Here is a 15,098-nt window from a genome sequence, read left to right on the forward strand (position 1 = left end):
GATAAGGAGGATTATCATGTTAAAAATGTTTGCTACTCAATTAACTGGGTTATTTAAAAGACTTGACGAAAAAGAAGAATTTGCGTTTGAGGATGGCGCCCGCCTGCTTGCACAGGGGCAGTCCATTTTTATTTTTGGCACGAAAGAAATGAAAGCTGTGGAGTTCGAGGCATTAGAGGGTGCAGAGCCGCTTAAGGGGGCACAAGGCTTAATCAATGTAGAGAAAGTTAGTGAAGCCGATCGGGTGCTGATTTTCACGAGGCAGTCCGATGATGAAGCCGCCGTGGAGCTCGCGAGTCAGCTTCAGGAAAAAGGCATCCCTTTTGTTGCAGTATCGACGGTCGTTGATGGGGGCGGTTTGGCTGATTTGGCTGATGTTCATATTGATTTGCGGCTGACAAAAGGCTTACTTCCAGATGATTTAGGAAATCGGTACGGATATCCTTCGGCGATGGCCGCTTTGTTCGTGTTTCATGGTTTAAAATTCACGATTGATGAGATTTTGGCGGAATATGAGGAGTAAAAACGGCCTTGATTGGGGCCGTTTTTTGTTTTGTCTATTTTTGGGGCGGTTTTGTCTATTTTTTGAGTGGGTTTGTCTATTTTTAGGGCAGGTTTGTCTATTTTTTTCGGTCGTTTGTCTATTTTTTCGCAGGGTTTGTCTAAATATACATTTATTCCCAAAAACAAGACCAGTCCCCCAAAGGAAACTGGTCCATAAAATCTCTACTTCTGAATTGTTGCTTTAATAAAGTCACGGAACAACGGCTGTGGACGGGTTGGTCTTGAGACGAACTCCGGATGGAACTGGGATGCCACGAACCATGGGTGGTCAGTCAGCTCGATAATTTCCACCAAACGGCCGTCTGGGCTTGTCCCAGAGAACACTAAGCCTGCTGCTTCCATTTCTTGACGGTAGTGATTGTTGAATTCATAACGGTGGCGGTGGCGCTCATAAATTACCTTTTCATCATAAGCAGCTAACGCCTTCGTGCCTTCTACCAAGCGTGCAGGATATAGACCCAAGCGCAAGGTACCGCCTAAATCCTCCACATCCTTCTGCTCTGGAAGCAGGTCGATGATTGGGTGAGCTGTTTCCGGAACAAACTCCGCGGAATGGGCATCACTAAGCCCAAGAACGTTACGGGCAAATTCAATCGTAGCGAGCTGCATGCCTAAGCAAATACCCAAGAATGGCTTCTTCTGCTCACGCGCATAGCGAGTCGCTTCGATTTTTCCTTCAATACCGCGATCACCGAAACCGCCCGGTACAAGGACACCATCGACATCACCCAAAAGCTCGGCGACATTCTCGCGGGTAACCTCTTCAGAGTTAATCCATTTAATTTCAACGTCGGTATCAAAAGCATAGCCTGCGTGCTTCATCGCTTCAACTACAGAAATGTAAGCATCCTGCAGCTCAACATATTTTCCAACAAGTCCGATGCGCGTTTTACCGGATAGATTCAGCACTCGGTCCACTAGTGCCTTCCACTCAGTCATTTCCGCTTCCGGAGTCGCCAATTTCAAGTGGTCACAGACAATTTGGTCCATATTTTGCTCTTGAAGAGCCAGTGGAATAGAATAAAGCGTGTCTGCGTCACGGCATTCAATCACTGCTTTTGCATCGATATCACAGAACAAGGCAAGTTTATCCTTCATGTCCTGAGAAACCGGCAGTTCCGTACGAACGACGATAATATTTGGCTGAATTCCAAGGCTGCGAAGCTCTTTGACGCTGTGCTGGGTCGGTTTTGTTTTCATTTCACCAGCTGCCTTGATATACGGAATCAATGTACAGTGGATGTACATTACGTTTTCTGAGCCAATGTCACTCTTGATTTGGCGAATCGCTTCTAAAAATGGCAGTGATTCAATATCGCCCACTGTTCCGCCGATTTCCGTGATGACCACATCGGCATTCGTTTCGTTGCCGGCACGGAAACAGCGCTCCTTGATTTCATTCGTAATATGAGGAATAACCTGTACGGTTGCTCCCAAATACTCACCGCGGCGCTCTTTGCGTAAAACTGATGAATAGATTTTACCAGTCGTTACGTTAGAATACTTGTTTAAATTAATGTCAATAAAGCGCTCATAGTGGCCTAAGTCCAAGTCCGTTTCGGCACCGTCATCAGTTACGAACACTTCACCATGCTGATAAGGACTCATCGTTCCTGGGTCGACGTTAATGTATGGGTCAAATTTTTGAATCGTTACATTTAACCCTCGATTTTTCAGCAAGCGCCCTAAGGATGCTGCGGTAATTCCTTTTCCAAGTGATGAAACGACACCACCCGTTACAAAAATATATTTTGTCATTAAATATTCCCCCTCGTATACAGTTTGTACATTATTCGGTTTGTTAATGGGAGTTTTGCAAAAAATTTTCAAACGAAAAAACTCCGTTCAAGTGGAGTTTTTGCGCAGAAAAGCGGAAGCGCCTTGATCAGGGGCGACAAGCATAAGACGAGCCGGCGGGAAGGTTGCTTTTTAACCTTTTCGACGGATTGGCTTAGACCAAGAGATCCCCTAGGCGCTGCAGCTGGACAAAAATAAAAAGCGCTCCGCTTACGCAATGGTAAGGGAGCGCATTGTAAGTAAATAATGTATCGTCCTTTTTTAAGGAGCCCAAAAAAGATAATACAAGGGCATGGATGAAAAGTCAAGCCGAAATCCCGGGTAAAAATTACAAGTCTTCGTCTTCTTCTTCGTCTAAGTCGGCCTCATCATCTTCATCTTCATCAAGATCGTCATCAAGATCATCTTCTTCGTCAAGATCGAAATCTTCGTCGTCCTCAATCACTTCTTCATCATCATCGTCAAACTCGTCGACTTCATCAAGTTCATCGAAGGCATCGTCATCATCATCAAGGAGATCATCTTCGTCGTCAAATTCATCAACGTCATCGTAATCTTCATCCTCAATTTCATCGAAATCGTCAAGATCCTCTTCATCGACGACTTTCTTCGCCTTTTTCTTCTTCGGCTTCACTGTGTTCACAACTTCTTCTTCCGCTGTATCTACCGGATACCAAACGCGAAGTCCCCAGCGATTGTCGCCTAATGCAAGGAAACGGCCATCTATATTCATGTCAGTATAAAATTGTGCCAGCCGCGCGCGAACCTCTGCTTCAGAAAGCTCGGCAGCCTGTGTAATTTCATTGACCAATTCATTGAAGGAGATTGGTTGCTTGCTATTTTTTAAAAATTCGTAAGCCATTTCTATGAGGGATAACTCTTGTAATTCCTCTTTTGAGTATTGTGCTAAACTCAATATTGGCACTTCCTTTCTCTATTTAACACTCTAAAAAGAGTGATAAGGGCATTTCTCCCAGTTTGCATATTCTTCATTATAAACAAATTCTTACCGTTTATGCTAGTTCTAGCTGACCAATCCCTTGATTTTTTCCTGCTAGTCGTCCTTTTTGTTGAATTTTTTTAATTCTTTAATCGAAATAACGAGAAAGAAGATCGATAAAAGCAGGAATGAGACGGCACCTAACTGGCGCTCATACAGATAATATAACGGCCAGGCAAAAATGATTAAAATAATGATCATCGTACGTAGCTTCATATCTTCACACCTGCCATGATCCTCGAAGTTTGTTCACTAGTTTGATTATATAAGATAATTCTTTTTTGTAAAACAACGGTGTCAGGCACCATGTGAAAATTTCACATGGTGCCTGACACTCAACATTCCTTACATATTTCTTCGGTACTGCCCGCCGACTTCGTAAAGGGCGCGGGTAATTTGGCCGAGACTTGCTACTTTGACGGTTTCCATCAGTTCGGCAAAAATGTTGCCATTATTGACGGCTGCTTCCTTAAGGCGTTTTAGCGCCGCCGCTGCTTCGGCTTTGTGGCTTTCCTGAAACGTGCGTAAATTATGAATCTGCAGCTCTTTTTCCTCGGTTGTAGCACGGGCCAATTCCATATTGTTAACGTCTTCCTCGGACGGAGGATTCGGATTCAAATACGTATTGACGCCAATAATTGGCAGTTCACCGGTATGCTTTTTCATTTCATAATACATCGATTCATCTTGAATCTTGCCTCGCTGGTACTGGGTTTCCATCGAACCAAGCACACCGCCGCGGTCATTCAAACGTTCAAATTCTTGTAAAACCGCTTCTTCGACAAGTTCCGTAAGCTCTTCCACAATGAACGCACCCTGAAGCGGATTTTCATTTTTCGTTAAGCCGTGCTCGTTTGTGATGATCATTTGAATCGCCATCGCCCGTCTTACTGATTCCTCAGTTGGCGTTGTAATCGCCTCATCATAAGCATTGGTATGAAGGGAATTACAGTTATCATGTAAGGCCATTAATGCCTGCAATGTAGTCCGGATATCATTAAAATCGATTTCCTGAGCATGCAGTGAGCGGCCGGATGTCTGAACATGGTACTTCAGCTTTTGGCTCCGTTCGTTTGCACCATACTTATCGCGCATCACCGTTGCCCAAATGCGGCGGGCCACACGGCCGATAACGGTATATTCCGGATCTAAGCCGTTACTGAAAAAGAATGATAAGTTCGGCGCAAAGTCATCAATCTTCATGCCGCGGCTTAAATAGTACTCGACATAAGTAAAGCCGTTTGACAGCGTGAACGCCAATTGTGAAATCGGATTTGCTCCCGCTTCAGCAATGTGATAGCCGGAAATGGAAACGGAATAGTAGTTGCGTACCTGATGGTCAATGAAATATTGCTGGATATCTCCCATCATTCTTAGGGCAAACTCTGTTGAAAAAATACAAGTGTTCTGGCCTTGGTCTTCTTTTAAAATGTCGGCCTGCACCGTACCGCGGACAGTCCGCAATGTATAGGCACGGACTTCGGCGAATTCTTCCACCGTCAGCACGCGTCCTAACTCCGCTTCTTTCCGCTTCACCTGCTGATCAATTGCTGTATTCATGAACATCGCTAAAATGATCGGCGCTGGTCCATTGATCGTCATTGAAACCGAAGTCGATGGGTGGCAAAGATCAAAGCCGTCATATAGCTTTTTCATGTCGTCCAACGTACAAACACTGACGCCGCTTTCCCCGACTTTCCCGTATATATCAGGACGGTAGTCTGGGTCTTCTCCATACAAAGTAACTGAATCAAATGCCGTACTTAAACGTTTCGCATCGTCGTCCTTCGATAAATAGTGGAAACGGCGGTTCGTTCTTTCCGGTGTACCTTCGCCGGCAAACTGGCGTTTCGGATCTTCCCCTTCACGCTTGAATGGGAAAACACCTGCTGTATATGGGAATGAACCCGGTACGTTTTCCTGATAGACCCAGCGGAGAATCTCGCCGTAATCCTTGAATTTTGGCAGCGCCACTTTTGGAATATCAAGCCCTGATAAGCTCTTTGTTTTTAAAATTGTAATAATCTCTTTATCACGGATTCTGGTGACAAATTTATCACCGGAATATGCTTTCTTCGTATCTTCCCAGCTGTCTAAGATTTTCTTCGATTCCGGGGTTAATTTCGCTTCTGTTTCCGCTTTAACGGCTTCGAGTGCCGCAATTACGCCGGGCTCTTGGACCGCTTCAATCGCACCCTCAAGCTGGAATAATTTCCGGGCAATATTGGCCTGCTCTTCGGCCTTCTTATGATAGCCGCGCACTGTTTCCGAGATTTCACGTAAATAGTAGCGGCGGTCCGTTGGAATAATCACGTTTTGCTTTTCCACAACGGCATTTTTATTAAAGGAAGTTACCCACTCAGTGTCCATTTTTTCGTTAATTTTTTCAATTAACGCAGCAAACAAAGCGTTTGTGCCATGGTCATTGAACTGGCTGGCAATTGTTCCGTATACCGGCATTTCAGACGGGTCTTTTTCAAACAGCATATGGCTGCGCTGGTATTGCTTTTGCACTTGGCGCTTCGCGTCCTCTGAACCCTTGCGCTCGAATTTATTGATGACGATCAGGTCGGCAAAGTCGATCATATCGATTTTTTCAAGCTGAGACGGTGCCCCGAATTCTGAAGTCATGACATATAAAGATACATCACAGATTTCAGTAATTTCGGCATCTCCCTGTCCGATCCCGCTTGTTTCCACGATGACAAGGTCAAAGCCCGCTGCCTTTGTCACGGCAACAGCATCTTTAATCGCCAGTGACAGCTCGTTTTTCGAATGTCTTGTCGCAAGGCTGCGCATATATACATTTGGTGAAAAAATCGCATTCATACGGATACGGTCGCCAAGAAGGGCTCCGCCTGTTTTTTGCTTTGTCGGGTCAACCGAAAGGATCGCGACTTTTTTATCAGGCAGCTCGTTGATAAAACGGCGGATCAATTCATCGGTTAACGAACTTTTTCCAGCACCGCCCGTTCCAGTAATCCCAACTACCGGAATTCCCTTCTCAAGCGACTTCACCTGCTCGAGCACTTCTTCAGCTGTTGCCGCTGCTTCGTTCCGTTTATCAACATGAAGCTCTGCCATTGTTATCAGCTTAGCAATAGCGTTAACATCCCCCGAAGGGAGTTTTTCGATTTGCTCACTGATATCGTCTGTGACAGTTGAAAAATCACACTCCTCAATCATCCGGTCAATCATGCCCTGAAGGCCAAGTTTGCGGCCGTCTTCAGGTGAGAAAATCCAGGCAATTCCGTACTCATGAAGCTCATTTATTTCCCGAGGGATAATCACGCCGCCCCCGCCGCCGTAAATCCGGATATGCGGTGCGCCTTTTTCTTTTAATAAGTCATACATGTATTTAAAATATTCGACATGTCCGCCTTGATAGGATGAAATCGCGATTCCTTGGGCGTCCTCTTGAATCGCAGCGTTCACGACCTCCTCAACGGAGCGGTTATGACCAAGGTGGATGACCTCGGCCCCGCTTGACTGAAGGATTCGACGCATAATATTAATAGAAGCATCGTGGCCGTCAAACAGACTGGACGCTGTGACAAAACGGATATGATGCTTCGGCTGGTATTTACTCGTTGTTTTCACGCTTAGGTTCCCCCTTTTTTTAAAATTAGCCCTTTTTTTGCGGCTGAAATTGGCGTAATCCTGACAGTAATTGCTCGGTTTGCAGCTCGATGTATTCGTCTAATGTAAATAATTTTCGTAATGCCCAGCGGCGGAAGCCCCACATTTGTCCTTGGACAAAAATATTATGGGCAATGATTTTGACCTGCTGTTCAGTTAACTCAAGCTCCCCGTTCTCAATACAGCGGGAAAGCAAGTTTTCAAACATGGCCACCATGGCTTCTTCTTTTTTCAACACATATGGAAGGGCGTCTTTTGACAGCGATTTGACTTCCTGATACATGACCAGCACTTCGGACTGCATTTCGTCCATTACATGGAAAAAGTTCGCGATACCGAGCTTTAAGCTCTCCAATGTCCCTTTTTTGACAGACAAGTCCTGCTCGAGGCGCTCGCTGACATGGTCATAGATGCTGTCGCAGACGAGATAAAGCACATCTTCCTTTGTGCGGATGTATTCATAAAGCGTCCCAATGCTAAAGCCGGCCGCTTTGGCAATTTCCCTTGTCGTCGTCCGGTGAAACCCCTTTTGTTTAAAAAGTGCTACGGCCCCTTTGATCATTTGGTCACGCCTCTTTTGAACGAGGCGCTCATCCTTGACCGAGGCCTGAACTTCCCGCTTTTTCATCGCTTTTATCCTACCTTTGTCTAGCTCCAGCGCCTAGGGGCTCGGGGTCTTATGCCCGTCGCCCCTGGTCAAAGCGCTTCCGCTTTTTCTTTTTACTTCGTAATCATTCTAGAAATAACGAGGCGCTGGATTTCCTGAGTGCCTTCGTAGATTTGCGTAATTTTTGCATCGCGCATAAATCTCTCAACTGGATAATCCTTTGTATAACCGTAGCCGCCAAATACTTGGACTGCTTCTGTCGTTACCTTCATCGCTGTATCGCCGGCAAGAAGCTTCGACATTGCGGACTCTTTTCCGTACGGAAGTCCGTTAGACTCAAGCCATGCTGCTTGATAGGTTAATAGTCTTGAAGCTTCGATGCCTGTTGCCATATCAGCAAGCTTGAAGCTGATTCCTTGGTTGGCCGCGATTGGCTTGCCGAATTGGTGGCGTTCTTTGGCATAGTCGACAGCAGCGTCTAGAGCACCTTGGGCGATTCCCACTGCTTGCGCCGCGATGCCGTTACGTCCGCCATCAAGCGTCATCATCGCAATTTTGAAGCCTTCGCCCTCTTCGCCAAGACGGTTGGCAACTGGAACACGGCAATCTTCAAAAATAATTTCCGTTGTCGGTGATGAACGAATGCCTAGTTTCTTTTCCTTTTTCCCTACTGAGAAACCTGGGAAATCTTTTTCCACGATAAATGCAGTTGTGCCTTTTTGTCTGCTGGATGGATCGGTTAAAGCAAAAACAACATAGATGTCGGCGATGCCGCCGTTAGTGATAAAAATTTTGGAGCCGTTTAGGACGTAATGGTCGCCTTCAAGACGTGCTGTCGTTCTCATGCCGCCTGCATCGGAACCGCTGCCTGGCTCTGTTAAGCCGTAAGCACCGATCTTGCTTCCTTCTGCCATTGGGCGCAGATAGGTTTGCTTTTGTTCTTCGTTGCCGAATTTGTAAATCGGCCAGCCTGCAAGTGAAGTGTGAGCAGAAAGAGTTACGCCAATTGAGGCATCAACACGGGAAAGTTCTTCTACTGCGATGCAGTATGCTAAGTAATCGCTGCCGATTCCGCCGTACTCTTCCGGCCACGGAATGCCTGTTAAGCCAAGATCTGCCATTTTGTCAAAAATCTCACGATCAAAGCGTTCGTCCTCATCACGTTCTGCAGCGGTTGGCGCCACCTCGTTGCGCGCGAAATCACGAACCATTTTACGAATCATTTCATGTTCTTCGGATAGTTTGAAGTTCATTTTTGGAATCCTCCTTTAAACTTTCTACAAATTTTAGTGGGTATTCTACAAAAATCAGTTTGGAATCTACAATTTTTGGTGTGCTTTCTACAAAATTCAGGTTGATATCTACAATTTTGAGACCACATTCTACATTCCGAAAAACTTACTACCTATTTTTCGGAACTTACGACATATTTTCAGCTGCTTACTACGTCTTTTTTGGTACTTACGACATATTTTCAGCTACTTTCTACTTCTTTTCAGAACTTATCAACATTTACTGGATACTTTTGTAAAACCTATAGATTCTTACTTATCACAATCCGCTGGATCTCACTCGTACCCTCATAAATCTCCGTAATTTTCGCATCGCGGAAATACCGTTCAACCGGGTAATCCTCTGTGTAACCGTAGCCGCCGAAAACTTGGATGGCTTCTGTCGCAACCTCTACCGCCGTCTTCGATGCATAAAGCTTCGCCATCGAAGCTTCCAAACCGCACTTCACACCTCGTGCGCGCAAATCGGCTGCACGATAGACTAATAGTTTTGCAGCTTCCACACTAGTTGCCATATCAGCTAGCTTAAAACCAATCCCCTGCTGGGCGGCAATCGGTTTGCCGAACTGCTGGCGGTCCTTTGCATAGGCAGTTGCGGCTGACAGTGCGGCCTCAGCGATTCCCAGCGCCTGGGCGGCAATTCCGATACGGCCGACATCGAGGTTGGCCATCGCAATTTTAAAACCGTCGCCTTCTGCACCAAGAAGGTTCTCAGCCGGCACCCTCATGTCCTCGAACGTCAGCTGGACCGTTCTGGAGCCGTGCAAGCCCATTTTCTTTTCATCCTTGCCAATAACGAGGCCAGGCGTCCCCTTTTCCACAATAAACGCCGACATTCCTCTGCTGCCTAACTCCGAATTTGTTTTCGCAAACACAATATAGACATCAGCTTCACCGCCATTTGTGATAAACACCTTCGAGCCGTTAATCACATAATGATCGCCGCTTCGAACTGCCCGAGATTTCAAGCTGGCTGCATCCGATCCAGAGCTCGGTTCCGTTAAGCAAAATGCTCCAAGATACTCACCGGATGCCATCTTTGGCAAATATTTTTGTTTCTGTTCCTCGGTTCCGAAGTAAAGAATCGGGTTGGTACCGACGGAGGTATGAACAGACAGGATGACGCCGATGGTGGCGCTTACTTTGGAAAGCTCATTAATGGCGATGATATAGGAAGTGAAATCCATCTCAGCGCCGCCGTATTTTTCTGGAACCGGAATTCCCATCAGGCCCAGTTCCCCCATTTTGCGAAGAACTTCGCGCGGAAACTCACCCTTTTCCATTTTTTCAATAAATGGAGCAATTTCGTTTTCGGCAAAATCGCGGACCATTTTTCGCATCATTTCTTGCTCTTCTGTGAATGTTAGATTCATGATGATTTCTCCTTTTGGAGAATCTAAAGTGGCAGTATTCATCCTCAAGCATCCCCTTTTTTGAAAAATAGAATGGAACTGGGCTTAAATTATTTTTTCCTATGTTATTCGTACATGTAAAAACTGCGGCACGATTCTCTTACTCTATTCGTATGTGTAAAACCCTCGGCCGGTTTTCTTGCCGAGCCAGCCTGCTTTTACATATTTGCGAAGAAGCGGACATGGACGGTACTTGTCGTCGCCGAACCCTTCATGAAGTGTTTCCATAATGTAAAGACATGTATCCAAGCCGATAAAATCAGCTAACGTCAGCGGCCCCATCGGGTGATTCATGCCGAGCTTCATTACTTCGTCGATAGCTTCTTTTGTAGCAACACCTTCGTATAACGCATAAATCGCTTCATTGATCATTGGCATGAGGATGCGGTTGGAGATAAAACCTGGGAAGTCATTCACTTCCACCGGCACCTTACCGAGTGTTTTCGTCATATCTTCTATCACTTGGTATACTTCATCTGCTGTCGCTAAGCCGCGAATTATTTCAACCAGCTTCATAACCGGCACGGGATTCATGAAGTGCATGCCGATAACCTTTTCCGGACGTTTTGTTGCCGCTGCAATTTCCGTAATCGGAAGCGATGATGTGTTGCTTGCTAAAATCGCATGTGCCGGAGCAATTTCATCCAGCTGCGCAAAAATTTTCGTCTTAATGTCCATGTTTTCAACCGCTGCTTCGATGACCAAATCAACTTCGGCTGCATCATGAAGGTCAGTTGAGGCTGTGAGTCTTGCCAGCACTTCTTGCTTTTGCTCGTCTGTCATCCGTCCTTTGTCCACGTTGCGAGATAGATTTTTGTTGATGACTCCTAAGCCGCGTTCAACAAATTCAGATTTAAGATCATTTAATAAGACATTGTAGCCTGCCTGGGCGCATACTTGAGCGATCCCTGAGCCCATTTGTCCTGCTCCGATTACCATTACTTTAGAAACCTTCATGTTTTCCCCTCCAAATGGGGGCCGCAGCCCCGTATTTTATATCCAAATATGGTTTTGTCTATTTTTTCAGGTGTTTTGTCTATTTTTTCAGGTGTTTTGTCTATTTATTAAGCCCCATTGTCTATTAAGACAATTTTTGGAAAAATCCAACCCATAATATTACCCCTTAGGAACTTCAATCATCACCGCATCGCCCTGGCCGCCGCCGGAGCAAATCGCTGCAATCCCGATTCCGCCGCCGCGGCGCTTCAATTCGTGCATTAACGTGATGATAATGCGGGCTCCACTTGCTCCAATCGGATGTCCAAGAGCGACCGCACCGCCGTTGACATTGACCTTTTCTGGATCAAGGCCGGCAATTTGGCTGCTCGCTAATGCGACTGCCGCAAAGGCTTCATTGATTTCAAAAAGGTCTATTTCTTCCAGGCTCCGGCCTGTTTTTCGTAAAATTTCATTGATGACAAGACCTGGTGTCTGCGGGAAGTCCTTTGCTTCCACAGCAATCGCCGCATGCCCCAAAATGAATGCTTCCGCTTTACGGCCTTCGCGTACAGCGCGCTCTTCACTCATCAGCACGAGGGCAGCCGCACCGTCATTGACGCCAGGGGCATTTCCCGCTGTAATCGTACCCGTTGAATTAAACGCTGGAGCAAGCTTGGAAAGGCGGTCAAGAGAAGTATCTTTACGTGGCGCTTCATCATGCTCAACCACAATCGAAGCCCCTTTTCGCTGCGGCACTTCCACCTTAACGATTTCTTCAGCAAATTTACCGCTTTCAATCGCGGCAACTGCCCGTTCATGGCTTCTCAATGCCCATTCATCCTGTGCCTCTCGGGAGATCTCCATCTCTGCTGCCGTCGAATTTCCGTATGTGCCCATGTGAACACCAGTAAAGCTGCAGCTCAAACCATCATGAATCATTAAATCATTTACGGCAGCGTCGCCAATGCGCAGTCCCCATCTTGCTTTTGGCAGAATGTACGGCGCATTGCTCATCGATTCCATGCCGCCTGCAACAATGACTTCCTCATCGCCGGCACGGATGATTTGGTCTGCCAAAGTCACGCTCCGCATTCCGGAAGCGCAAACCTTATTAATCGTTTCTGTTTTCACTTCCCACGGCAATCCGGCATGTCTTGCCGCCTGACGAGACGGAATTTGCCCCTGTCCTCCTTGTAAAACCGTTCCAAGGATGACTTCCTGAACCTCTTCAGCTTTCACATCGGCCCGCACTAAAGCTTCCTTTACCGCGATTCCTCCCAGTTCTGATGCCGTGAAGCCGCTCAAGGATCCTGCGAATTTGCCAAAAGGCGTTCTAACTCCGCTTAAAATAACCGTTTTCCCCATTCAAAACACTCTCCCTTTTATGTTTATTAAATACCCCTTCAACAAAGTGACTGAACGCTCGCTCGATAACAAACTAAAAAATTAACGCATCAATGCGTTTAACAAAAAAAGGAAATGTAAGCGTTTTACTCTATATTCTATTTTACATAAAAAAGAGTAGAAGTTGAAATATTTTTACGCAAAATTCCTAAAATTTTATGAATTCACGAAAATACTCAACCTCTACTATTCTTGATTAAGATGCTACTGCCTTTAAATCACCGCAGACTGCTTTTTCTAATAGCTCGGCAACATCATATGTGGACACCTGATCTTCCACTTCCTTCGCCTTTGTTCCGTCGGTAATCATTGTTAAGCAGTATGGACAGCCCGAACTGATAACCGATGGATTTACAGCAAGCGCCTGCTCGGTTCTTGCTACGTTAATACGATTTCCTGTTTCTTCCTCCATCCACATCAAACCGCCGCCGGCACCGCAACACATGCCTTTTTCACGGTTCCGTTCCATTTCGACAAGCTTGACGCCAGGAATGGATTTCAGAATCTCACGCGGTGCGTCGTACACGTCATTGTAACGTCCTAAGTAACAAGAATCATGGAACGTAATCGTTTCGTTAACCGCATGCTTCGGTATAAGGCGTCCATCCCTCACTAGCTCAAACAGAACCTCTGTATGGTGGTAAACCTCTGCCTCTAGGCCGAAGTCAGGGTATTCATTTTTGAAAATATTGTAGGCATGCGGGTCAATCGTTACGATCTTCTTAACCTCAGCCTTTTCAAATTCTTCGACGTTTTTTGCAGCTAAGTCCTGGAATAAGAACTCGTTTCCTAAACGGCGCGGTGTATCACCGGAGTTTTTCTCTTTGTTTCCTAAGATCGCAAACTTCACACCTGCTTCGTTCAATAGCTTCGCAAATGACAGGGCAATCTTTTGGCTGCGGTTGTCGTAGGAGCCCATGGAACCAACCCAGAATAAGTATTCAAATTCTTCGCCGGCCTTGTTCATTTCCTTCACAGTCGGAATATGAACATCTTCGCGGACTTCGCGCCAGTTTTCGCGCTCTTTACGGTTTAAGCCCCAAGGATTGCCTTGGCGTTCGATATTCGTCATCGCTCGCTGTGCATCGGCATCCATTTTTCCTTCTGTTAAAACTAAATAACGGCGAAGGTCGATAATCTTATCCACGTGCTCGTTCATAACCGGACATTGGTCTTCACAGTTACGGCAGGTTGTACATGCCCAGATTTCTTCTTCAGTAATGACCTCGCCAATCAAGCTTGGACTATAAGCAAGGGCTGCAGCCGATTCTTGTGCACCTTGTCCGCTCGCAGCCAAAGCAATTTGGTTTCCTTTTGTACCGCTAAAAGCAAAGGTCGGTACCCATGGCTGCTTTTGTGTTACCGCGGCACCGTGGAATGTTAAATGGTCACGCATTTTCACAATTAAATCCATTGGCGACAGCATTTTGCCAGTGCCGGTAGCCGGACACATGTTGGTACAGCGGCCGCACTCTACGCAGGCATAAAAGTCGATCATTTGGTGCTGTGTGAAGTCTTCAATTTTTCCAACCCCGAATGATTCTTGGGATTCATCTTCGAAATCTACTTTTTTCAGCTTGCCTGGTTTTTCTAAACGGTTAAAATACACGTTCGCCGGTCCCGCGATTAAGTGCGCGTGTTTGGACTGCGGTACGTAGACTAAGAAGGTTAACAAGAACAATAAATGCGCCCACCAGGCAATGTAGAAGATCACAATGGAGGCGGTTTCACCAATGCCTGAAAAAATAACCGAGATCACCGAAGCGACCGGCTCTGTCCAAGACGTTTCTTCGCCGTGCCAGATGATGCCCATTCCATTTCCGATTAAAACAGAGACCATCAAACCGCCGATAAACAACAATACAAGGCCTGATTTAAAATTGCGCTTAAGACGGACTAATTTTTCAACATAACGGCGATGGAAAGCCCAAATGACCGCTACTAAAATCATCAACGTAACGATTTCTTGGAAAAACGTAAACCCTGCATAAAGTGGACCAAGCGGCAGGTGTGAGCCTGGGGCCAGTCCCTTCCAAATGAAATCAATCGCTCCAAATTGAACGAGAATGAAGCCGTAAAAGAACATGACGTGGATGGCACCACTCTTTTTGTCCTTTAGAAGCTTTTTCTGTCCAAAAACGTTGACCCAAATTTTTTGCAGACGTTCTTTGACATTGTTGTCAAACTCGACTTTTTTGCCAAGCTTGATGAATTCAATCCGCGTTTTGACAACGTAAACGAACAGGCTAATCGCGTAAGCGGTTACAGCCAAGAATGCAATCAGGTTAACCCATAATAAACCATTCACATAAAACGCCCCTTTCGTTGTATGTTTTGTAAGTTGTAAAAATAAATAATTTTCTGAATCATCTTTAATTCTATTATATTATGAATGAGCATTCAGTCAACCAGTTTTTTGAAAGAATCGTTCGACTTATAGAAAT

General features: G+C 45.8%; 11 protein-coding genes. 1 reads left to right on the forward strand and 10 read right to left on the reverse strand.

Annotated elements, in window-relative coordinates:
- The first annotated feature begins 16 nt into the window (after positions 1–16).
- Positions 17–523, forward strand: a complete 507-nt coding sequence (locus tag LC455_RS24545) for a DUF2529 domain-containing protein (protein WP_223594926.1) — start codon at positions 17–19, stop codon at positions 521–523.
- Positions 524–726: 203 nt separating this feature from the next.
- On the opposite strand, the gene LC455_RS24550 is transcribed toward LC455_RS24545, so the two are convergent.
- The 10 genes from LC455_RS24550 to LC455_RS24595 form a co-directional block, all read right to left on the reverse strand.
- Positions 727–2,322 (reverse strand): CTP synthase, encoded by a 1,596-nt coding sequence (locus LC455_RS24550; RefSeq protein ID WP_223594928.1) that lies wholly within the window; start codon positions 2,320–2,322, stop codon positions 727–729.
- 367 nt (positions 2,323–2,689) lie between these two features.
- Entirely contained in the window at positions 2,690–3,277 is a 588-nt protein-coding gene (gene rpoE / locus LC455_RS24555; protein WP_223594930.1) for a DNA-directed RNA polymerase subunit delta, read from the reverse strand.
- A 138-nt stretch (positions 3,278–3,415) separates the two neighbouring features.
- Positions 3,416–3,577: a hypothetical protein gene (locus tag LC455_RS24560; RefSeq protein ID WP_223594932.1), complete on the reverse strand. Its 162-nt coding sequence runs from the start codon at positions 3,575–3,577 to the stop codon at positions 3,416–3,418.
- Between the two features lie 129 nt (positions 3,578–3,706).
- Positions 3,707–6,961 (reverse strand): fused isobutyryl-CoA mutase/GTPase IcmF, encoded by a 3,255-nt coding sequence (gene icmF, locus LC455_RS24565; RefSeq protein ID WP_223594933.1) that lies wholly within the window; start codon positions 6,959–6,961, stop codon positions 3,707–3,709.
- A gap of 25 nt (positions 6,962–6,986) precedes the next feature.
- Entirely contained in the window at positions 6,987–7,628 is a 642-nt protein-coding gene (locus tag LC455_RS24570; RefSeq protein ID WP_223594934.1) for a TetR/AcrR family transcriptional regulator, read from the reverse strand.
- Positions 7,629–7,720: 92 nt separating this feature from the next.
- Positions 7,721–8,860, reverse strand: a complete 1,140-nt coding sequence (locus LC455_RS24575) for an acyl-CoA dehydrogenase (protein WP_223594935.1) — start codon at positions 8,858–8,860, stop codon at positions 7,721–7,723.
- Positions 8,861–9,141: 281 nt separating this feature from the next.
- Positions 9,142–10,272, reverse strand: a complete 1,131-nt coding sequence (locus LC455_RS24580; RefSeq protein ID WP_223594983.1) for an acyl-CoA dehydrogenase — start codon at positions 10,270–10,272, stop codon at positions 9,142–9,144.
- Between the two features lie 144 nt (positions 10,273–10,416).
- Positions 10,417–11,268, reverse strand: a complete 852-nt coding sequence (locus LC455_RS24585; RefSeq protein ID WP_223594936.1) for a 3-hydroxybutyryl-CoA dehydrogenase — start codon at positions 11,266–11,268, stop codon at positions 10,417–10,419.
- A 159-nt stretch (positions 11,269–11,427) separates the two neighbouring features.
- Positions 11,428–12,615, reverse strand: coding sequence for an acetyl-CoA C-acetyltransferase (locus LC455_RS24590; RefSeq protein WP_223594937.1), 1,188 nt, complete (start codon positions 12,613–12,615; stop codon positions 11,428–11,430).
- Positions 12,616–12,850: 235 nt separating this feature from the next.
- Positions 12,851–14,962 (reverse strand): (Fe-S)-binding protein, encoded by a 2,112-nt coding sequence (locus tag LC455_RS24595; RefSeq protein ID WP_223594939.1) that lies wholly within the window; start codon positions 14,960–14,962, stop codon positions 12,851–12,853.
- Between the last annotated feature and the right edge of the window lie 136 nt (positions 14,963–15,098).

It is taken from the genome of Neobacillus bataviensis (genome assembly GCF_019969725.1).